Consider the following 19,450-nt stretch of genomic DNA (forward strand, 5'->3'; position numbering starts at 1 on the left):
TTTCCTATGTCCTCCTTATACATTCACAAGCGTAACTGATTTAAATATTTCTTCAAACCATTGTTTAAGTTGCATGTAAGATGTATATAATAGCTTCTTTTCTAATTCAATTTGCATTTGTTTTTGTGCGTATGTTTCCGATTCGGCTAAATCTCTTTTTGGAGATGAAGAATTTGTCGAAATAACACCATTTTCTATTGTAACAAATTCTAGCTCAAAAAACACCTGTGACATAAATTCTATTGTTTCATTTGACCAACCTTTATGCTGAGCAAGTTGTTCACCTTGTTCTTTTAGTTTAAATGAGCCCTTTTTCACTAAAAAACCATAATACCACTTGAAATGATCTCTTGTTGGGATTGTCGCAAAGAAGTGATCTGATTCATGTTGAAATACGGTATAGATACGGTCAGGTACTCCTTGATTAAATAATAATTCGAGCAGTTCTAGTGATCCTGGAATATCAATTAAAATAATATTTTTATTTTTCACATCAAGATCTCTGGCAATTGCAGGTGTTTCAACGAAAACAGACTGTTGTTCATAACCTTTACGTTTCAAATCTTCAAATATAGCAGCTTGAAATGTGATAATTAGCGGCTTATTTGTTGATACAACTGAATGAAGAAGCTTGTCTATATTCTTTGCTCCACGGTAATCAAATAACTGCCATTGATCCACCTTAATATCTTGAAGCATAAGTTGCGGTTTTCTAAAGTTATTCCACTCATTAATTGAAAGTTCGCCAATAGCAGATAATGTTACTGTTGGTGACAGCTCATCGTGGATATAGCCAAACCCGAACCCTACGCTATCCAATTGGTGAACTTCTTGCTCAATGACAAGCTTTAAATGATTTTGTTCAGCCCCAATTTTTCGAATACTAGCTAACGTCACATTTTCTACCTTAACAACCGGCTTTGGATTGTGCATCCCAAAAGGAGCAAGCAAATGCATTTCCTCAATAGATGTCACAGAAATGTCCTCCAATTTACAGCTTACATCAACTTTAGTTATTGGTGTAAAGTCCTCATCGGATAAGCAGCTCTTTGCTAATTGGATGAGCGAGTTTCTTAATGTATCGACATTACTAAGTTCAAGCGTCATCCCTGCTGCCATTGGGTGACCTCCAAAATGCGGTAGTATATCACGACAAGTAGAAAGATTTGCAAATAAGTCAAAACCAACAATACTTCTTGCTGAACCTTTAGCTATTCCCTTTTCTTTATCGATGCTTAGTACAATCGTCGGACGATAATACCGTTCAACTAGCCGTGATGCAACAATCCCAACAACCCCAGGATTCCAGCCTTCCTTTGCAATGACTATAACAGGATGATCTGAAGAAGGGTAATATGTTTCTACTTCTTCGATTGCTTCCTCTGTCATTTGGCGAACTAGCTTTTGTCGTTCTTTATTTAACTCATCGATTTCCTCTGCAATATGAAATGCTTCTTCTGCATCTTCAGTTAATAATAAATCAACTGCTGGATCAGCCGACTGTAATCGACCAACAGCATTGATACGAGGAGCGATAGCAAAGCCGATGGTATCCTCGTTGATATCTGTGTTTTTGACATTTGCTATCTTTAATAGAGCTTTTAAGCCTGCACGTTTAGTCGTTTTTAATTGATTTAGTCCTGTCTTCGCAATCAGTCTATTCTCCCCATGCAAGGTAACTAGGTCAGCAATCGTACCAATTGCGGCAATCTCAAGCAACTCTGCTGGTAAGTTTCCAAGGAGCGCGTGACTTAATTTTAATGCCACACCCACTCCTGCTAATTCCTTGAATGGATAAGGACAATCAGGCTGTTTCGGATGAATAATCGCAAACGCATTTGGCAGAACAGGACCTGGTTCATGGTGGTCTGTAATAATTAAATCAACGCCTAGCTCTTTTGCTATATCTGCTTCGTGTACAGCTGCAATTCCCGTATCAACAGTAATGATTAATGTAAAACCATTTTCTTGTGCTTTCTTAAAAGCAGATTCATTTGGCCCATATCCCTCTGTAAAACGATTAGGTATATAAAAATCTGCATCTGATCCTAAATCGCGTAAAGTGGACAACAGAACAGTTGTACTACTAACACCGTCGGCATCATAGTCACCATATATTAAAATCTTTTCTTTATTTTCAATAGCAGTATGAATTCGATGGACAGCTTTGTCCATGTCTTTTAATAGAAAAGGATCATGAAATGCTTGTTTATCTGTTTGGAGAAACTCCCGTGCTTTTTCTACTGAACTAATTCCTCGATTCACTAGTAATGAAGCTACAAGTGGTGTAATCGCTAAATCGTCCGTTAATGTTTTTATGACTGTTTCCTCAGATGATTGGACCACCCATCTAGTTTTTGCCTTTAACATAAAATTCACCCCTCAACCATCCCATTATACAAGAGTGGTCAAGGGGTTTCAATTTATAGGTGGTCGCTTATGGTGGTTAACTTTGAGGTGTATGATCCTCCTGTAGTTCGATTTCTTCTATTTTGCTTACTGGCAAATGATCTTCTTGATTACTTTCTTCCAGCATAGACTTTAATTTCTTGTTTTCCTTCTCAACTATTTTTAGTTTTCTTTGAATGGAATAAATTCTGACTACACCAGCAGAGGCTATGAGAAACCCTCCCATTAATACAGACCCTAAAATGATAAGAATTAGTGGCCACTCTGCTGTTCCAAAGAAATAATCTACCTTTACTGAATCTACATTTATTACGGCAAATACTGCAATGATTAATGCAAAAATAATAGCAATTAATAGACTCAATTGACGATTCACCCGAATCACTCCTAGAACATTTTTTTCAATTTCCCCAATATAACTGTCGTTATATCTTTGTGAAAACGATCCTTCTGAGCCAATTACCCTCAGATCTTCTCTATAAAACATATTGTATCCAAACAAAACCCAATAAATAAGGATCAGCCCTCATAGCAATGGAATAATTCGTGATCTGTCGATCACGTTATATCCATTTTACTTGAGGTTCTGATCCTACTTATTTATTGTTTATACTTGTGGTTCATCACTTAATTTTGCAGGAATTTCCTTTTTCTTATTAAGCTGTTTTCCCTTCCATATTAGCCAAAGCTGTGAAGCAATGAATAGGGATGAATACGTTCCACAAGCAAGTCCAATTAATAACGCAATTGAGAAGTTTGTTATTGCCGAGCTACCAAAAATCAACAGGGCTATTACTGCAATTAACACAGTTAGTACGGTATTGATTGATCGTGTGAAAGTTTGTTGTAAGCTTCGATTAACAATAAACCTTAGATCATCAACTGTTTTAACCTTTGTCTTCTTATATAGTTCACGTATCCGGTCAAAGGTAACGATCGTATCATTTATTGAATAACCCACGATTGTCAGAATAGCTGCTATGAACGTTATATCAACCTCAAGTCTAGTTATGCTAAAGAATGCAATAACGAAAAACGCATCATGTAACAAGGCAACGATGGACGCAAGGGCCATATAAAACTCAAATCGCAGTGATACATAAATAATGATGCCGATTGAAGCGATGAGTACCCCTTTCATGGCATTTTGGGCAAGTTCTTTTCCAACTGTAGGCGACACTGTACTTACATTTGGTTCAGAACCATATACGTCTTTAAAGTGGCTCTTGACCTCAGCAATTTCTTGTTGATCTAACACACCTAAAAGCCGTGCAACGGCAATTTCATTATTATTCCCTGATAAAACTATGTCTTCGATTTCAATATCAAGTTTACTCATTTCCTTACTAACTTCTTCTGTTGTTAAACTTTGATCGGCAGAAACCTCAATTCGAGTACCACTTGAAAAGTCAATTCCTGTATTCAATTTAAACAATAGAATGATAATAATACCTGCAACAGTAGCAATAATAGACAACATAAAGAATAATTTCCGGTATTTCAAGAAATCAACATTGTCAAATTTAGTCGGGGCAGTTGTATCATCTTTGGTGTCTTCAATACTTAGTATCTTTGATTTCTTAACCCCAAAATAACCCACTTTCTTATCAAGCCAACGACTTTCAACTAATAATCCAAGTAACATTCTTGAAAGGAACACTGCTGTTAAAAAGCTTACAAGAATACTTAAAATTAGCATAGTTGCGAACCCCTTTACAGAACTAGTCCCAAAGAAGAATAAAACTCCTCCAGCAAGAATGGTTGTAATATTCGCATCGAAAATGGTTGCAAATGAGCGTCTTGACCCTGCTTTAAATGCTGATCGTACAGTACGACCAAGCTTTAATTCCTCTTTAATCCGTTCATATGTAATAATGTTAGCATCTACTGCCATCCCAACCCCGAGGATAAGTGCTGCTATTCCTGGTAAGGTTAGAACCCCATTCATCCAATCAAACACTTGGAGAATAACATATATATAAGTCGAAAGCGTAATTACTGCAATTAAGCCCGGTAAGCGATAATAGAAAAGCATAAATAAGAAAATGATAGCTATCCCAACAATACCTGCAAGTACTGTTTCATCTAATGCTTTTTCGCCAAACTGTGCACCTACAGATGTTGAATACATCTCATCTAATTTAACAGGTAGTGATCCTGCATTTAATAAATCTGCTAAATCCTTCGCTTCTTGAATTGTAAAGTTACCAGTAATCGTAACTTCAGTTTGATTAAATACCTGGTCAACATTAGGTGCTGAAATAAACTTTGGTTCTTCTTTTACTATTTCTTTCTGAAATGAATCTCCTTCTGCATAATCAAGCCAAATGACTAATTGATTATTTGGAGTATTTCCGACAATCTCCTCGGTTACTTCTTTAAATTTTGAAGCATCCTTTAATTCAATAGAAACGTTCGGTTTACCTTGCTCGTCAAATGATTGCTTGGCACCAGTTTCAACCAAATCAGAGCCATCTAACTTTTCTTTATCTTGATAATCTCGGAATGTTAATTCTGCTTGGGTAGAGAGAATTTCCCGCGCCTTCGTTTGGTCACTAACTCCAGCAAGCTGAACGCGGATACGGTCATCCCCCTCAATTTGAATGTTCGGTTCACTGACACCAAGAACATCCGTCCGCTTCTGTAGCGCTTTAACGGTACTTGATAAAACTTCCTTGGTTATTTTGTCGCCCTCATTTGCAGGCAGTACCTCATATAAAATTTCGAAGCCACCCTGTAAATCAAGACCTAAAATAATATTATCTGTCGCCTTATTGGTGTTCAATCCTACTATGCTTCCTACTATAATGACAAGTAGAAAAAACCCAATTATGCGCCCGCGCTTAACCATTATGTATCCTCCTTAAAGATAAAAAAATATAAATATTGATTAAATTACTAGATTTCTGCAGCTAAGGGGTATTCCCCCGTTCTTAAAAAACTGCAATTACCATGCAATTCCATCTTAATAAGACTCTTTACTCCTATGTAAAAGCTATAATTGATTCCTTGAAAATTATACGCCTTTTTATCGAATAGAAGCAACGTTAAATAAGTCCTTTTAGAAGATCCTTTCCTTCTTTACTATCAAACCAATTGTCTTTTTTATATGATTCAACTGTTGCATAATTCATAAAGTCGCCAATCTTTAGTGCCAATACATCTCTAACAACTTCATGCACTAAAAGCTCAGGAGTCTTTTTCCACTTTTTATTTTTTAAGAAAGTCCAGACCTTTTCCTCTGATACATCGTTATAACCAAGTAACATAAATTCCTCAAGCTTACTTTTGATAGCTGGTTTGACATGGTCTCTTAATTCATCTAATGGATGCTTATCCATAGAAATCTCTCCTTTAAATTTCGGATACAGTAAGTTTTCCCCTTCATAGATCACGATTTAATCATTATACCTAGAGTATTTACGAATTTGTTTCTCCATACTTTCAAGCCTACCATTCCTAAGAACCGTATTAACGATAATCTACATATAATTTGTCATGCTTGGCCTACACACTCGCATATAGTAATTGTATATGATAACACGTTATTTGAGAAGGCAGGGAGAGAGATGTCAAAGCAAACGTTTCTAAAAGGAACGCTTATTTTAATTTTAGCAGGATTTATTACTCGTGTCTTAGGTTTTATTAATCGAATCGTTATTGCTAGGTTTATAGGTGAAGAAGGTGTTGGCTTATATATGATGGCTGTTCCAACCCTTGTTTTAGTTATTACCATCACTCAGCTCGGTTTACCTGTCGCGATTTCAAAGTTAGTTGCAGAGGCAGAAGCAAAAGGAGATCATCGAAAAGTCAAAAAAATCATGGTTGTATCCCTGTCGATAACCGGATTATTAAGTTTACTATTCACACCAGCAATGATTCTTTCTGCACCTTATTTAGCAAATAATTTATTTACAGATAATCGAATATTGTTGCCACTTTTAGCTATTGCACCTGTAGTTCCAATAGTTGCGATCTCATCAGTTATCCGCGGTTATTTTCAGGGAAAACAAAATATGAGTCCTGCTGCGGTATCACAAGTATTAGAACAAATTGTTCGCATTTCACTTGTTGCTATTTGTACTAGTGCCTTTTTACAATACGGAATTGAATATGCAGCAGCAGGTGCAATGATTTCAGCTGTTGTAGGGGAATTAATCTCACTGATCTACCTAGCAACAATGTTTAAGGTGAAAAAGAAAATAAAAATCCGTAGAAAATTCTTTAAATCTGTGAAGAATGGAAAAGATACGTTTAGTCAATTAATGGGTATCGCACTTCCAACAACCGGAAGTCGCCTTATCGGATCAATCTCTTGGTTTTTCGAGCCAATTGTTGTGGCAAATAGTCTGCTCATTGCAGGAGTTGCAACTTCCCTTGCTACAAAACAATACGGTGGGCTTACAGGGTACGCTCTCCCACTGTTATCGTTACCTTCTTTCATCACATTTTCACTATCCACAGCACTAGTTCCTGCGATTAGTGAGGCAATGGCACAGAATAAATTAAAACTAGTTGAGCATCGTCTCCAACAAGCACTTCGGTTATCAATTGTTAGTGGTGGTTTATCATGTGTTGTTTTATATGTGTTCGCTGAGCCCTTAATGCTCGTTATGTATGGTAGTACTCAATCGGCGATTTTTGTACAAGTAATGGCACCATTCTTCATTTTCCAGTATTTCCAAGGACCGTTACAAGCTGTGTTACAAGCCTTGGATTTAGCAAGGGCGGCTATGATTAATAGTTTAATAGGATCAACCGTAAAAACAGCATTAATATTCGTCCTGGCAACCAGACCTTCCCTAGGAATTATGGGTGCAGCACTAGCCATCGTGATTGGTATTATGCTTGTCACCATGTTACACTTTGCAACCGTGATAAAAGTCGTTCCATTTACGATACATATTAGAGATTATCTAAAAAGCGGTTTAACCATGCTCGCATCAGGGGTAGCAGGCTATTTATGTTATGAAAATGTTTTAATAGATGAATCACTTTCCATTCGATTAATTTTCAGTCTTCTCATTACATCCTTACTTTATTGTATATTACTCTTTCTGTTAAAATTAGTTGAAAAGGATGAAGTAAATCGTATACCTTATATTGGGAAACATCTAGTTAAATTTATTCCTACTAAATGAGTGGAAGATTTATAAAAAGATAACCTTATATAACAGAAAATAGAGGATGACTCTAAACCAATGGGCAGACCCCCAGGTCACTATATAAAGGTCCTTACTAAGAATTTAGGATCTATATATTAGTGTTTAATTTGGGGTCAGAACTTAGTTGAGTCATCCTCTATTATCATTTCTTTTCTTGATCAAACGAACTGAATACAGGTAATTAGAAAGGCTTTACTAGTCATTCATCGAAATAGTTATCTGTGTAAAACTAATTAGAAAAGTTTACTAAATAGCGTAAATAAATATAGATAGACGATATTGTTAGCGAGATGATAACTATTGGAAATCCAACTTTTATAAATTCAATAAACCGAATATTTTCTTTTTCCTTTGCTGCTAAACCAGCTACAACTAAATTGGAACTTGCTCCGAGTAATGTTCCATTACCACCTAGACATGCTCCTAGTGCTAACGACCACCATAATGGATCAAGGTTAGTCATTCCATAATCCTCAAACTCTAGTATTACCGGAATCATAGCTGCAACAAATGGGATATTATCAACAAATCCTGATATAATACCCGTCATCCAAAGGATCAACATAGATGTTTTAGGTAAATCTCCTTCTGTATAATACACTAAGCCCCTAGCCAATTCATCAATTATACCCACCTCTTCAAGCCCCCCAATTAACATAAACAAGCCAATAAAGAAAAATAACGTACTCCATTCTACTTGTTTCAGAACACTTTCAGGCTTATATTCATCATGGGTGAGTAAAAGGATAAGCAATGCTCCTGCTAACGAAACGCTCGTTAAATCGATATGAAGAATCGGATTTAAAACGAAGCCGGTTATTGTAAGGATTAAAACGCCAATAGATTTAGGCAATGCAGAAGTTAATTTTAAATATTCTCTTGCATTTACAGAAGAAAGCTTCTCAAGATCAATATGATTTACTTGAAGTTTTGACCAATAAAGAATAATTAAATAGACTAAAATAACAGCAAAGATGATCAAAACTACTGGACTAAGATGAAAAAGAAACGCATTGAACGACAAATGCTCTACAGCTTGACCAATCATAATATTCGGAGGGTCACCGATAAGTGTAGCAGTCCCACCAATATTTGATGCAATTATAATTGAAATTAAATAAGGCATTGCTGGAATGTCGAGCATTCTGACAATCGTAAGAATAATCGGTACAAGCAACAACACCATTGTCACATTAGCTAAAAAAGCGGAACCAATTCCAGTAAGGACGGAAATGACAATTAATAACGGGATAGGCCTTCCCCCAACTGTCTTTGCCATTAAAACTGCTATATACTCAAACACACCAGTCTGACTCGTTACAATGACAATAACCATCATTGAAAACAATAAGGTAATAGTATTCCAATCAATATAGGAAACAAACGCTTTATTGACATTATAAATCCCTACAATTAACATAGCCACTCCACCAAGTCCTGCTGCTAATGCACGGTCGATTTTCTCAGTCATAATGACCACATAGGTGATTAAAAATATAATAACAGTTAAAATAGTAAGCATTCTTTTCCCCCTTCCAAACTGGCTTCGTGTGTTTGAAATCATTCGTAAACTGACCTTAACTGTATGTACGATAAGGTGAAATCACTCTATGTGTACACTATTGAACATAAATGTATCCCTTAGACTATCTATGATACAGATAAACGTTTTAAGTTTAAGATTTAGAGATTGTAAAATATTATCAACCAGTTCTCTCTACTATCATATGATGCAAGTCCTTAAAAATATTTGTATTCTATTTTTTAAATCTATGAATATTCTTTACTAAGACGAGCTGAAACAAGCTTGAACTTGTAAAAGGAAGGGGGCAAACTAAATGGAATCAAAAAAGTGGGGAAAAGCGATTCTTTATGGTTTAATCACTATTTTTGTTGTAGCATTGGCCACAAGTTTAATAATTACTTCGCTTTTAAAGTTTACTAGTCTGAGCGAATCATCAATCACTTGGCTATTATTAGGTATTTCAGTATTTGCATTGTTTATAGGTGGGTTTGTCGCGGGAGGAAACGGGAAAGAAAAAGGGTGGTTAATTGGTGGGATCACTGCACTTCTTTACTCGCTAATTATTTTTCTCTTTAAATTTCTAGGCCATAGCCAATTATTTACGATGGAAGAGACAATGTACCATGCAGGTTTTTTATTAGTCGCAATGGTCGGCGGCGTTTTCGGTGTTAATCTAACTTCAGCAAGAGCGAGCAAATAAAAAACAGGGTCCATTTTGAACCCTGCTTTTTTATGCTATGTAGTATAATTAGTCTTTTACTACTTCACGAATTGATTTACGATCAAATGTCAAGCGAGTTCCATCTCCAACTTTAATAACAATCTTGTCTTCATCAATTGCGTCTAGAATACCATGAAGTCCACCAATCGTTACGATTTTTTCGCCTTTTTGTAAACTATTTTGCATTTCGCGAACCGCTTTTTGTTGTTTTTGTTGCGGACGAATTAGCAAAAAGTAAAAAATTGCAAACATAAGTACTAAAGGTAATACTGTTCCTAAGATTTCCATTTTTATTTCCCCCCTTTCAAGCATTCATCATTAAAGGCTGTTTTCGCAAAGATTGTTGTTTTCGTAAAAAGCAATGACTTTACGTATTGTGCTTATGATGAACAACAATCTTTTAGAAAAATAGCCTAATTAAAAGTTCTTTGCATTTGGTTTGTTAAAACCATATCGTTCAAAGAATTCCTCACGAAAGTCGCCTAAGCGATCTTCACGGATAGCATCTTTTACTTGTTCCATTAAGTTTACCAGAAAATATAGATTATGATAAGAAGTTAATCTTATTCCGAATGTTTCGTCACATTTTAACAAGTGTCTTATATATGCTCGTGAATAATTACGGCAAGTATAGCAGTCGCAATTTTCATCAAGTGGCCGGAAATCTTTTGCGAATTTTGCATTCTTTACAACCAAACGGCCTTCACTTGTCATTAGTGTTCCATTCCGCGCAATACGTGTTGGTAACACACAGTCAAACATATCAATTCCACGAATGGCACCATCAATTAATGAGTCTGGTGAACCAACCCCCATTAAATAACGTGGTTTATTAGCTGGCATTAGTGGTGCAGTAAAATCAAGCACACGATTCATAACATCTTTTGGTTCACCTACTGATAAACCGCCAATAGCATAGCCCGGGAAATCTAGAGAAACTAAATCTTTAGCACTTTGCTTACGTAGCTCTTCATATTCCCCACCCTGTATAATGCCAAATAAACCTTGATCATTTGGTCTATTGTGGGCTTCTAAGCATCGCTCTGCCCAACGACTTGTACGTTCTACAGATTTTTTCATATAATCATATTCGGCTGGAAATGGAGGACACTCATCGAAAGCCATCATAATATCTGAACCTAAATCGTTTTGTATATGCATAGCCTTTTCTGGAGAAAGAAAAAGCTTATCACCGTTCAAATGATTACGAAAGTGCACTCCTTCTTCCTCAATTCGACGCATATCACTTAAACTAAAAACTTGAAATCCGCCTGAATCTGTTAAAATGGCACGATCCCAGTTCATAAACTTGTGTAAACCGCCAGCCTCTTTGACAATCTCATTACCAGGACGAAGCCATAAATGATACGTGTTGCTTAAAATAATCCCTGCTCCCATCTCTTTTAATTCTTCGGGAGACATTGTTTTTACTGTTGCAAGTGTCCCTACAGGCATAAAAACAGGTGTTTCAAAACTTCCATGTGGTGTATGGACGATACCAAGTCTTGCTCCAGTTTGTTTACATGTTTTAATTAGTTCATAACGTATTGGCGATGTTGACACCTTTTTTCCTCCTTAAAAGAATGACTTTGCGCTTTACGCAACGCTCGTCACTCTATAAAACACTCAAAGTTAATCTAAATAATTAGCATAGCATCCCCAAAGCTGAAGAATCGATATTTTTCCTTAACTGCCGTTTTATAGGCATTCATTACATAATCTCTAGTCACTAAAGCACTTACTAACATAATTAACGAAGATTTAGGCAAGTGGAAATTTGTAATCATTCCATCAATCCCTTTAAATTCATATCCTGGATAGATAAAAATATTGGTCCATCCATTTTTTGATACGAATTTGCCATCATGCATAGAGGCAATTGTTTCAAGTGTTCTAGTAGAAGTTGTCCCTACTGATATAATTCGTCCACCATTGCTCCGTACCTCATTTAGCAATTTCGCCGTTCCTTCTGTGACTTGAAAGAACTCAGCATGCATTTCATGATCTTCTACAGTATCAGCACTAACAGGCCGGAATGTACCGAGTCCAACATGAAGAGTAATAAATGCAATATGAACGCCTTTTTCCTTTAGCTTTTCCAGTATTTCTTCAGTAAAATGAAGTCCAGCAGTTGGAGCTGCAGCAGACCCAATTTCTCTTGAAAAAACAGTTTGATATCTTTCTCGGTCATCTAGTTGCTCCTTAATGTATGGAGGTAGTGGCATTTCCCCAAGGGAATCAAGAACTTCGTAAAAGATTCCTTCATAGTCAAATCTAAGTAATCGACCACCATGATCACTTGTACCTACACATGTAGCTGTTAGTACACCGGAACCAAATGTAATGACAGTACCTTCTTTAACACGCTTGGCAGGCTTAACTAATGTTTCCCATACGTCTGCCTCTTGTTGTTTTAAAAGTAAAATCTCAATTCCAGCTCCGGTATCTTCTTTCACACCAAAAAGTCTTGCTGGCATCACTCTAGTATTATTTAAGACTAGGCAATCACCTGGGTTAAAATAATCAACAATTGACTTAAATGTCTCATGCTTTATTTCACCAGTTTCCTTATGAAGAACCATTAATTTTGAGGCATCTCTTTCTTCTAATGGAACTTGAGCTATCAGCTCTTCTGGAAGATGAAAATCAAATAATTCTACTTTCATACCATTCACCTAATTTCTATATTCACTAACTACTTAAATCGACCAAATAAGGAAAGTACTATTGAAAGTACAATACTAATAACAATACATGTAACAATCGGGAAAAAAATAGTTGTATTACCCTTTTTAAAAATGAAATCACCTGGTAATTTCCCAATGAATTGCATAAAAAATCCAACGATTAGAAGTAAACCACCAATAATCATTAATACCTTAGGAAAATCAGTCACGTTTTGGAACCTCCATCTTAAAATGACTGTACACAAGATCTGTTACTATTCTTCCCCTTGGAGTTCGTTGGAGAAACCCAATCTGAAGCAAATAGGGTTCATATACATCTTCGATTGTATGAGACTCTTCCCCTATTGTTGCCGAAATAGTATCAACTCCAACCGGTCCTCCGCGAAATTTTTCAATTATACCTAGTAATAGCTTGTGATCAATATGATCCAGCCCTAATTTATCAACCTGTAGCTTTTCTAGTGCGGTAACTGTTAATTCGTTTGATATCGTTTCTTCCCCATTAACTTGTGCAAAATCCCTTACTCTTCTTAACAATCGATTTGCGATTCTCGGAGTACCTCTTGATCTTCTAGCTATCTCAATTGCCCCATCAAGCTCTATGCCAACTTCTAAAATATCAGCTGTTCGTTCAATGATAGTTGATAATTGGTTTTCATTATAATACTCAAGTCTACTTAAAACACCAAAGCGGTCACGAAGTGGGGCTGTTAATAAACCAACTCTTGTTGTAGCACCAATAAGCGTAAAAGGTGGGAGTTCTAAACGTACAGATCTAGCTGTAGAGCCCTTCCCAATGACAATATCCAAGCAAAAGTCCTCCATTGCCGGATACAAAACTTCTTCTATTGTACGATGCAAACGATGTATCTCATCAATGAATAAGACATCTCCTGGCTCTAATGCAGTTAAAATGGCTGCTAAATCACCAGGTCTTTCAATTGCAGGACCAGAAGTTGTTCGGATATTTACGCCCATTTCATTGGCAATAATTGTAGCTAATGTCGTTTTCCCTAGTCCTGGGGGACCGTACAGAAGAACATGATCTAGTGTTTCTCCACGCATTTTCGCAGCTTCAATAAACACTTTTAAATTTTCTTTCACTTTATCTTGTCCAATATATTGTACTAACGTTTGCGGTCTTAAATTATGCTCAATAAATGTTTCTTGTGAATCTGCTTCACTTGATACAAGGCGTTCATCCATATTTATCACCTTACTTCAAAAGCTTTTGCAACGCTTTTTTAATATATTGATCTGTTGTTAAACTTTCCTCCTGTAAAGAAGGTACAACTTTCTTTATTTCTCGTTCAGCATATCCTAGCACTTTTAAAGCTTCAATTGCTTCACTTAAGGCTAGATTGGTTGTACGATTATCAATTGCTTGTTCATTTGTAAATAAGTCGGGGGCATATAATGCAGCAACATCACCAAGCTTTCCTTTTAAATCCAATATAATTTGGCGTGCTGTCTTTTTTCCTACACCAGGGAATTTCACTAGAAAGGTATCATTTTCATTTTCGATCGCTTCAATGACCTGTGATGGATTTCCTGATGCCAAAATCGCTAAAGCTCCTTTTGGACCAATACCGGTTACATTTAGCAATTTCATAAACAAAGCCTTTTCTTCCCTTGATTGAAAGCCATATAGTGCTAATATATCTTCACGCACGTGCTGATATGTATAAATAATTAACTCTTTCTGACTGCTCTTTTCATAACTAAATGGATTAGGTGTATGAATTTGATAACCTATTCCATGATGATCAATGACAATAAACTCTGGTGTCACATCATCAACATACCCTTTAATAAATTCAATCACCGAAATTCACCTCTTTTTGACTGTACCCTATTGTATCAAAAAAAGCTGCTAATCAGAAGGAATATTACATGTAAGAATAGTTCAAAAAATCAGAATGAACTCTATTGAGCTTCTTTAAACAAACAAGCGACTCGCTTTTTCAAACTTCAATAGAATGGGGATTTTCTCTTGGAGTGCAATACGTACAATCGTTCCCACTATTATAATACCACTAATACAAACATCATAAAAACAATAAATAGCGGAATGATTCCAAACAAAAAGGCTAACTTAAAAGATTTTCACCCTTAAAGTTAGCATCAGCATCCTCTATTTTTTCTCTGACTTTGAAAAAGATTCAAGTGTTTTTAATGTTTCTAAATATTGATCCTTTGAGTGAATTCTAATCCCTCGTAGTAATTCACTTTGCTTTCTGCTCTCTAGCTTTTTAATATCAATTTGGAAAAAAGATTGAATGACTTCATTTGTCTCAGGTTTTCCGTTAAAGATTGATAATGTACCATCATCTCCAATCCCAAAGTAGCCGTTAGCCTTTAACAGCGGAGAGATATCTTCTACCTTTTTTTGAAAGATAATTCTCTGTTCATTCTGGTCTATTAACTGCCAACCAACATAAGAAGCCCAGAAGTCTTCCATCGAAAGGATTGTTTCATTTTTCACTTCTTCACTTAACTCCCCATCAAGATATATCTGCTGCAAAACTACTTTTACAGTTAGTGGCCCTTTAACTATTTTTTCCTCTGATATACTACTTGCTTGATTACCATTTGCTAATAGAATGCTAAAAATCATTATTGTCAAGCTGCAAACGGTAAGGATGCGACTTGGATGAATTTTTTTCATCGATCTCACCTCAGTTGTTAGTATGATATAAAGAATTGAACATGTGCATGATCCTTACGCTATTTAAATTGTTGGTTAAATCCAACCTTTGTTCGTTACTATTGTGACCATTTTAAGAAATTTTAACCAAAATAACATTCTCCAAAAGAACTTTTAACACTAGACTTAGCTTTACTTTAGAAACTTTTATTTACTGATAATAAATCCTTTAAAAACAAAAGGAAATTTACAAAAAGGTAGGATAACCTATTTGCTATTAAGCCCATTCTCTGTTATTATTAAGAAGAATTATTTTTGTTCGGTCTGTAAGGAAAGAATAAGTAATTAAACTTTTCGCCTTTGATATCTAATTGAGCAAGGATAGTAATAAATTGTGGGTAATCCACACGGGAGGCAACATACATGCAAGAAGGTACAGTAAAATGGTTTAACGCAGAAAAAGGATTCGGTTTCATCGAGGTTGAAGGTGGAGACGACGTATTCGTACATTTCTCAGCTATCCAAGGCGAAGGCTTTAAAACTTTAGATGAAGGTCAAAAAGTGACTTTTGAAACTGAACAAGGTCAACGTGGACTTCAAGCAGTTAACGTTAACAAAGCTTAATTTTATATTTAGCCAAAAAAAGGACTTCTGTTGAAGTCCTTTTTTTGTTACTCAAGTTAATAAGACTTTGAATTATGTTGGATAAGGTGTATTAGGTTGTTAGAATGTATGGCTACAAGGGAGAATTCACCTCAACAATAATATAACAATTAACCTCTTTCTCTTCTCTAGATAACAACAATATTTTAATGCCAGTAGGCTAAGTCATTAATCCACTCTTCTGTGTAGACATATGTTGTTAGTAAAAGGAGGGGTTTTTTATGAGTAGTTGGATTTTTTTATTCCTAGCTGCTATCTTAGCAGGCTTTGCATTAATTGAAGTTCCATTAGCTGGTACGTTTTTAGCTTCTTTGGCACCGTTTACAACAGTGGTTGGTGTGTTAACAGTTTTACTCTTCTCAGTAGTCCTTATTTATAAAGCTGTTAGATATTTATTTACTAAGTAGAATTAATGCATAAAAGTCACTCATCCATCTTCAAAAAAACCATATAAAATGAGTGACTTTTTGTTAATTATATACTTTTTTTCATACCACATTCTCGGCATTCCCTCAGAAAAATGAAGTCCTTCACTGAACTTTTAAATAACGTGTTACCACAATTATCACAGCGACCACTTATTTCATCCGGATATTCCTTAAAATCATATATTAATGTAGTATCGATCCCTTTTGTTTCACGCTTCTTATTTTCTTCCATATATACCACCTATTACTTAGATCCTCATTTCTACTTCTACTATTTTATCACATATTTATTAGGCCTACTATTTCATATTAAGGATATAGTGCCTTCCATACTTAGTATTTTCACATATAAAATCCCAAATCCAATTTTAAAACGAATAAAATAAGGCTATTTTCGCAAAGATTGTTGTTTTTCGTAATAAGTAAATCGTTACGAATTCAGCATATCTTCGTGCTCTTTTCGTTAAATGACTCTGATATACCTCTAGAGATCACTTCAATTTAGATCATAAAAATCCAAAAGCCGATTTTTATACGTACTAGAGCAACAAACTTTTAGAAAAGAGCCTAAAATAAAAAGACAAGGGGAAATCCCCTTGTTTAATTAGTCACGGTTCCCATTAAATGGTCGTTGAATGGCATCCCCAAGATCATTCATCAAGTTATTGATATCGGTATCAATTGTTTTACGATCATTACCGTTTTCCATATTGTTATTTATATTTCGAACGCGAGTCAATGTCGCCTCATCGGTAACAACTTGAATATTTCTTCCATCAGCCATTTTACGAAGTTTGCTTGTTATTTGATCCTTTACCTGTTTATCATTCTTGTCCTGAGTATCGACTGCGACAATGATATTGTCATCTGTAACCAAAACATTTGCCTCATCAACGTTATCAATTTTTTCAACAGTGGTTTTAATCTTATCAGACTTCTCACCATTATCATTACCATTACCATTACCATTACCATTACCATTGTTATTATATCCGACTCGATTTAAGTGTCCATGATAATTTGCATCTTCACGGCTATAGCGATTATCTCCAGCACCATTCCCTAGGTTATTACCGTTTTCTGCAATACCATTGCTGGTATTTCCGGCATTTCCCTGATTGTTATTACCAGCATTTGTTGCACCTGTATGTCTCTGATTCGTATTTCCTACATTTGTTGTACCCATATTCCTTTGATTGTTATTATCTGTTCTGTTGTTTTTAGCATTTGTATTTCTCTGATTCGTATTTCCTTCGTTATTCATCCCGTCCATCATTTCAGTTATAGGACCTTCATTATCCATATTACCATTCTCATTTGTATGGTAACCGATTGGTTGTGCGGTGTTATTATCTCTTGTGTTTAACGCACCTTCATTATTACCATTACAAGCTGTTAATCCAGTTGTTAACAACGCAATTGCTGTAAAAGCAGTAACTTTTTTTCCAGTATTCAACACAAAAACCCCCCTGTTAAATTTCTTTGGCAAGAGCAATTAAAATTCGCTCATTACCTAGCTTGTACCATACAGAAGGACACCAAACTGTTAGTTATCGGTAATACCTTTAAATTTTGGACTTTCTCAAAAAAATCGCTTTCCAATGTCTTCTTGAGCAAGGTACCAAATATCAGTCGGAATTATTCATATTCTCTTATCTTTAAAAAAGTACATTAAAAATAAAAAAAGTAGAACACTAAAAAACAGAGGTTTAAACCTCTGTTTTTTAGTTGAAACATCAATTAATTATCATCATCATCTTCTTCATCTCTACTATCAAAATTAGGCATTTCAAACTGACCACCAGGTTGCATCTGGTTAGGGTTATAACCTTGTGGATTCATATATGGTTGTTGTTGAACTGGATATCCTGCAAATGGTTGCTGCTGCATAGGATATCCATAGCCTGGTTGTTGTTGTGGCATGTGATAACCGTAACCTGGCTGTGGTTGCATCTGGTAACCATATCCCTGGTGTTGTTGCATAGGATATCCGTAGCCAGGTTGTTGCATAGGATATCCATATCCATGCTGATTCGTATTCTGTCCTCCGCAACCACAATCATGCTTATTTGCTCCATAAGCAGGTGCAACGGCTTGCGGGTACGGTTGATTTGGCATGTGTTCTTGATTTTCATAATCATAATCATCGTCGTCATCCTGCGCTTCACCATATGCGCCTAAGACTTGATTGGGATCAAATCCATATCCCGGTAATACAGGAGTTACAGGCACGCCCGCATGTGGATTTACAGGTAGACCAGTACCATATTGTGCTGGTGCAGCATGTGGATGATTCATGTTTGGTGCATAGGCCGTATTCTCATCTTGTTCTTCATCAAATTCAGGGCTCACCGCCGTTGGGTATGATTGATTTGGCATGACTGGACCATAACCGTATGGCATATGCATCGGTTGATAAGGACCTGGTGGACAAAGACCACTTCCAGGTAATATTGGTGATACAGGTACCATGCAATGTGGTGCTACATAATGTGGGTAATTCATAACTGGCGCTTGATATGCAGGCATTTGCATATTTGGCATTTGCTGCATATTTGGCATTATAGGCATATTTGGTACATTCGGCATATTTGCCATATCAATTGAATCCTCCTCTTGTTGTTCTGGTGATAAGTAATATGACTCCTCCTTAGTAATCTTTTTATCACCACTTTCTTTCTCAGTTAGATTAGGTAAAACATTTTCTGGTTTCGGTGGCATTTGTGGATTTGGCATTTGCGGCATCATTGCCATATTCACCGTATAATAATTATTCATATCCACCCCTGTATATACCGGATGTTGCACATTAGGTACAGGCGGTATATAAGGTTTTGATGGTTTTTCAGTAATTGGTTCATTTTCCTCCATGTCCTCCACATCCATAACTACTTTTGGCTTTTCTTTGGCATATGGATGTTCCATCTTAGGCATTTCTTTCTTTTGATTAGGCATTGTCATGGGTGCTTCCTTTTTAACGGCAATATTTCCAGAAGGTACTTTAATTTTCATTCCTGGCATGATTAAATCTGGATTACTTAATTGGTTATTCATACTTTTCAACTCTTCGAAATCAACTCCATATTTTTTTGCGATTTTCCAAAGAGTATCGCCCTTTTGTACAATATGAATTTTCAATGCTTTCCCTCCTAAGCATAAAAAAAATCTATCATCAAACCCAATAGTCGATGATGTGACAGCATTT

The 19,450-nt window shown here is 35.9% G+C and carries 18 protein-coding genes and 1 pseudogene; 4 read left to right on the forward strand and 15 right to left on the reverse strand.

The window, feature by feature from the left end; translation table 11 throughout:
* Positions 1 to 15: 15 nt before the first annotated feature.
* The 4 genes from recJ to AC6CHR_RS04390 form a co-directional block, all read right to left on the reverse strand.
* Complete coding sequence (gene recJ, locus AC6CHR_RS04375; RefSeq protein WP_498247292.1) at positions 16 to 2,370, reverse strand: single-stranded-DNA-specific exonuclease RecJ; 2,355 nt, start codon at positions 2,368 to 2,370, stop codon at positions 16 to 18.
* Between the two features lie 76 nt (positions 2,371 to 2,446).
* Complete coding sequence (locus AC6CHR_RS04380; protein ID WP_498247293.1) at positions 2,447 to 2,785, reverse strand: LapA family protein; 339 nt, start codon at positions 2,783 to 2,785, stop codon at positions 2,447 to 2,449.
* Between the two features lie 231 nt (positions 2,786 to 3,016).
* Entirely contained in the window at positions 3,017 to 5,260 is a 2,244-nt protein-coding gene (gene secDF / locus AC6CHR_RS04385) for a protein translocase subunit SecDF (protein ID WP_498247294.1), read from the reverse strand.
* Between the two features lie 196 nt (positions 5,261 to 5,456).
* Complete coding sequence (locus AC6CHR_RS04390) at positions 5,457 to 5,750, reverse strand: post-transcriptional regulator (RefSeq protein WP_498247295.1); 294 nt, start codon at positions 5,748 to 5,750, stop codon at positions 5,457 to 5,459.
* A 228-nt stretch (positions 5,751 to 5,978) separates the two neighbouring features.
* On the opposite strand from AC6CHR_RS04390, the gene spoVB reads away from it, so the two are divergent.
* Entirely contained in the window at positions 5,979 to 7,550 is a 1,572-nt protein-coding gene (gene spoVB, locus AC6CHR_RS04395; protein ID WP_498247296.1) for a stage V sporulation protein B, read from the forward strand.
* A 253-nt stretch (positions 7,551 to 7,803) separates the two neighbouring features.
* Here the strand turns inward: spoVB and AC6CHR_RS04400 are convergent, their stop codons facing one another.
* The gene (locus AC6CHR_RS04400; protein WP_498247297.1) at positions 7,804 to 9,096 is read right to left on the reverse strand and encodes an ArsB/NhaD family transporter; all 1,293 of its coding nucleotides are present in this window, start codon (positions 9,094 to 9,096) and stop codon (positions 7,804 to 7,806) included.
* 316 nt (positions 9,097 to 9,412) lie between these two features.
* On the opposite strand from AC6CHR_RS04400, the gene AC6CHR_RS04405 reads away from it, so the two are divergent.
* Positions 9,413 to 9,799 (forward strand): TIGR04086 family membrane protein, encoded by a 387-nt coding sequence (locus AC6CHR_RS04405; protein ID WP_498247298.1) that lies wholly within the window; start codon positions 9,413 to 9,415, stop codon positions 9,797 to 9,799.
* A gap of 48 nt (positions 9,800 to 9,847) precedes the next feature.
* Here AC6CHR_RS04405 and yajC read toward each other — a convergent pair whose 3' ends face one another.
* From yajC to AC6CHR_RS04440, 7 genes are all read right to left on the reverse strand, one after another.
* Positions 9,848 to 10,108: a preprotein translocase subunit YajC gene (gene yajC / locus AC6CHR_RS04410; protein WP_498247299.1), complete on the reverse strand. Its 261-nt coding sequence runs from the start codon at positions 10,106 to 10,108 to the stop codon at positions 9,848 to 9,850.
* A 129-nt stretch (positions 10,109 to 10,237) separates the two neighbouring features.
* Positions 10,238 to 11,383, reverse strand: coding sequence for a tRNA guanosine(34) transglycosylase Tgt (gene tgt, locus AC6CHR_RS04415; RefSeq protein WP_498247300.1), 1,146 nt, complete (start codon positions 11,381 to 11,383; stop codon positions 10,238 to 10,240).
* Positions 11,384 to 11,457: 74 nt separating this feature from the next.
* Positions 11,458 to 12,486 carry a tRNA preQ1(34) S-adenosylmethionine ribosyltransferase-isomerase QueA gene (queA, locus tag AC6CHR_RS04420; RefSeq protein WP_498247301.1) on the reverse strand — a complete coding sequence of 343 codons (1,029 nt, stop codon included), beginning with the start codon at positions 12,484 to 12,486 and terminating at the stop codon, positions 11,458 to 11,460.
* 29 nt (positions 12,487 to 12,515) lie between these two features.
* Entirely contained in the window at positions 12,516 to 12,716 is a 201-nt protein-coding gene (locus AC6CHR_RS04425) for a DUF2905 domain-containing protein (protein WP_498247302.1), read from the reverse strand.
* On the reverse strand, positions 12,709 to 13,713 hold the full coding sequence (ruvB, locus tag AC6CHR_RS04430) for a Holliday junction branch migration DNA helicase RuvB (RefSeq protein ID WP_498247303.1): 1,005 nt from the start codon (positions 13,711 to 13,713) through the stop codon (positions 12,709 to 12,711). The genes AC6CHR_RS04425 and ruvB overlap by 8 nt, the downstream gene beginning before the upstream one ends.
* 10 nt (positions 13,714 to 13,723) lie before the next feature.
* Complete coding sequence (gene ruvA, locus AC6CHR_RS04435) at positions 13,724 to 14,332, reverse strand: Holliday junction branch migration protein RuvA (RefSeq protein ID WP_498247304.1); 609 nt, start codon at positions 14,330 to 14,332, stop codon at positions 13,724 to 13,726.
* A 309-nt stretch (positions 14,333 to 14,641) separates the two neighbouring features.
* Positions 14,642 to 15,175, reverse strand: coding sequence for a BofC C-terminal domain-containing protein (locus AC6CHR_RS04440; protein ID WP_498247305.1), 534 nt, complete (start codon positions 15,173 to 15,175; stop codon positions 14,642 to 14,644).
* Between the two features lie 402 nt (positions 15,176 to 15,577).
* Here AC6CHR_RS04440 and AC6CHR_RS04445 point away from each other — a divergent pair, with 402 nt between their 5' ends.
* Both AC6CHR_RS04445 and AC6CHR_RS04450 read left to right on the forward strand, forming a co-directional pair.
* Positions 15,578 to 15,778, forward strand: coding sequence for a cold-shock protein (locus AC6CHR_RS04445; RefSeq protein WP_498247306.1), 201 nt, complete (start codon positions 15,578 to 15,580; stop codon positions 15,776 to 15,778).
* Positions 15,779 to 16,038: 260 nt separating this feature from the next.
* Positions 16,039 to 16,224, forward strand: a complete 186-nt coding sequence (locus AC6CHR_RS04450) for a hypothetical protein (protein ID WP_498247308.1) — start codon at positions 16,039 to 16,041, stop codon at positions 16,222 to 16,224.
* Between the two features lie 67 nt (positions 16,225 to 16,291).
* Here AC6CHR_RS04450 and AC6CHR_RS04455 read toward each other — a convergent pair whose 3' ends face one another.
* From AC6CHR_RS04455 to safA, 3 genes and pseudogenes are all read right to left on the reverse strand, one after another.
* A complete protein-coding gene (locus AC6CHR_RS04455; RefSeq protein ID WP_498247309.1) occupies positions 16,292 to 16,477 on the reverse strand; it encodes a DUF8096 family protein in 186 nt (61 codons plus the stop codon).
* Positions 16,478 to 16,849: 372 nt separating this feature from the next.
* The gene (locus AC6CHR_RS04460; RefSeq protein ID WP_498247310.1) at positions 16,850 to 17,701 is read right to left on the reverse strand and encodes a YhcN/YlaJ family sporulation lipoprotein; all 852 of its coding nucleotides are present in this window, start codon (positions 17,699 to 17,701) and stop codon (positions 16,850 to 16,852) included.
* 1,531 nt (positions 17,702 to 19,232) lie between these two features.
* A pseudogene (safA, locus tag AC6CHR_RS04465) lies at positions 19,233 to 19,383 on the reverse strand (SafA/ExsA family spore coat assembly protein); the annotation flags it as partial.
* Positions 19,384 to 19,450: the final 67 nt, after the last annotated feature.

The sequence above is a fragment of the Metabacillus sp. GQ13 genome (assembly GCF_059758525.1).

What these genes read in the sequence shown, in the direction of transcription:
- recJ (WP_498247292.1), bottom strand. Translation starts at nt 2,370, where the DNA reads ATGTTAAAGGCAAAAACTAGATGGGTGGTCCAATCATCTGAGGAAACA.
- secDF (WP_498247294.1), bottom strand. Translation starts at nt 5,260, where the DNA reads ATGGTTAAGCGCGGGCGCATAATTGGGTTTTTTCTACTTGTCATTATA.
- AC6CHR_RS04390 (WP_498247295.1), bottom strand. Translation starts at nt 5,750, where the DNA reads ATGGATAAGCATCCATTAGATGAATTAAGAGACCATGTCAAACCAGCT.
- spoVB (WP_498247296.1), top strand. Translation starts at nt 5,979, where the DNA reads ATGTCAAAGCAAACGTTTCTAAAAGGAACGCTTATTTTAATTTTAGCA.
- AC6CHR_RS04400 (WP_498247297.1), bottom strand. Translation starts at nt 9,096, where the DNA reads ATGCTTACTATTTTAACTGTTATTATATTTTTAATCACCTATGTGGTC.
- AC6CHR_RS04405 (WP_498247298.1), top strand. Translation starts at nt 9,413, where the DNA reads ATGGAATCAAAAAAGTGGGGAAAAGCGATTCTTTATGGTTTAATCACT.
- yajC (WP_498247299.1), bottom strand. Translation starts at nt 10,108, where the DNA reads ATGGAAATCTTAGGAACAGTATTACCTTTAGTACTTATGTTTGCAATT.
- queA (WP_498247301.1), bottom strand. Translation starts at nt 12,486, where the DNA reads ATGAAAGTAGAATTATTTGATTTTCATCTTCCAGAAGAGCTGATAGCT.
- ruvB (WP_498247303.1), bottom strand. Translation starts at nt 13,713, where the DNA reads ATGGATGAACGCCTTGTATCAAGTGAAGCAGATTCACAAGAAACATTT.
- AC6CHR_RS04440 (WP_498247305.1), bottom strand. Translation starts at nt 15,175, where the DNA reads ATGAAAAAAATTCATCCAAGTCGCATCCTTACCGTTTGCAGCTTGACA.
- AC6CHR_RS04445 (WP_498247306.1), top strand. Translation starts at nt 15,578, where the DNA reads ATGCAAGAAGGTACAGTAAAATGGTTTAACGCAGAAAAAGGATTCGGT.
- AC6CHR_RS04450 (WP_498247308.1), top strand. Translation starts at nt 16,039, where the DNA reads ATGAGTAGTTGGATTTTTTTATTCCTAGCTGCTATCTTAGCAGGCTTT.
- AC6CHR_RS04455 (WP_498247309.1), bottom strand. Translation starts at nt 16,477, where the DNA reads ATGGAAGAAAATAAGAAGCGTGAAACAAAAGGGATCGATACTACATTA.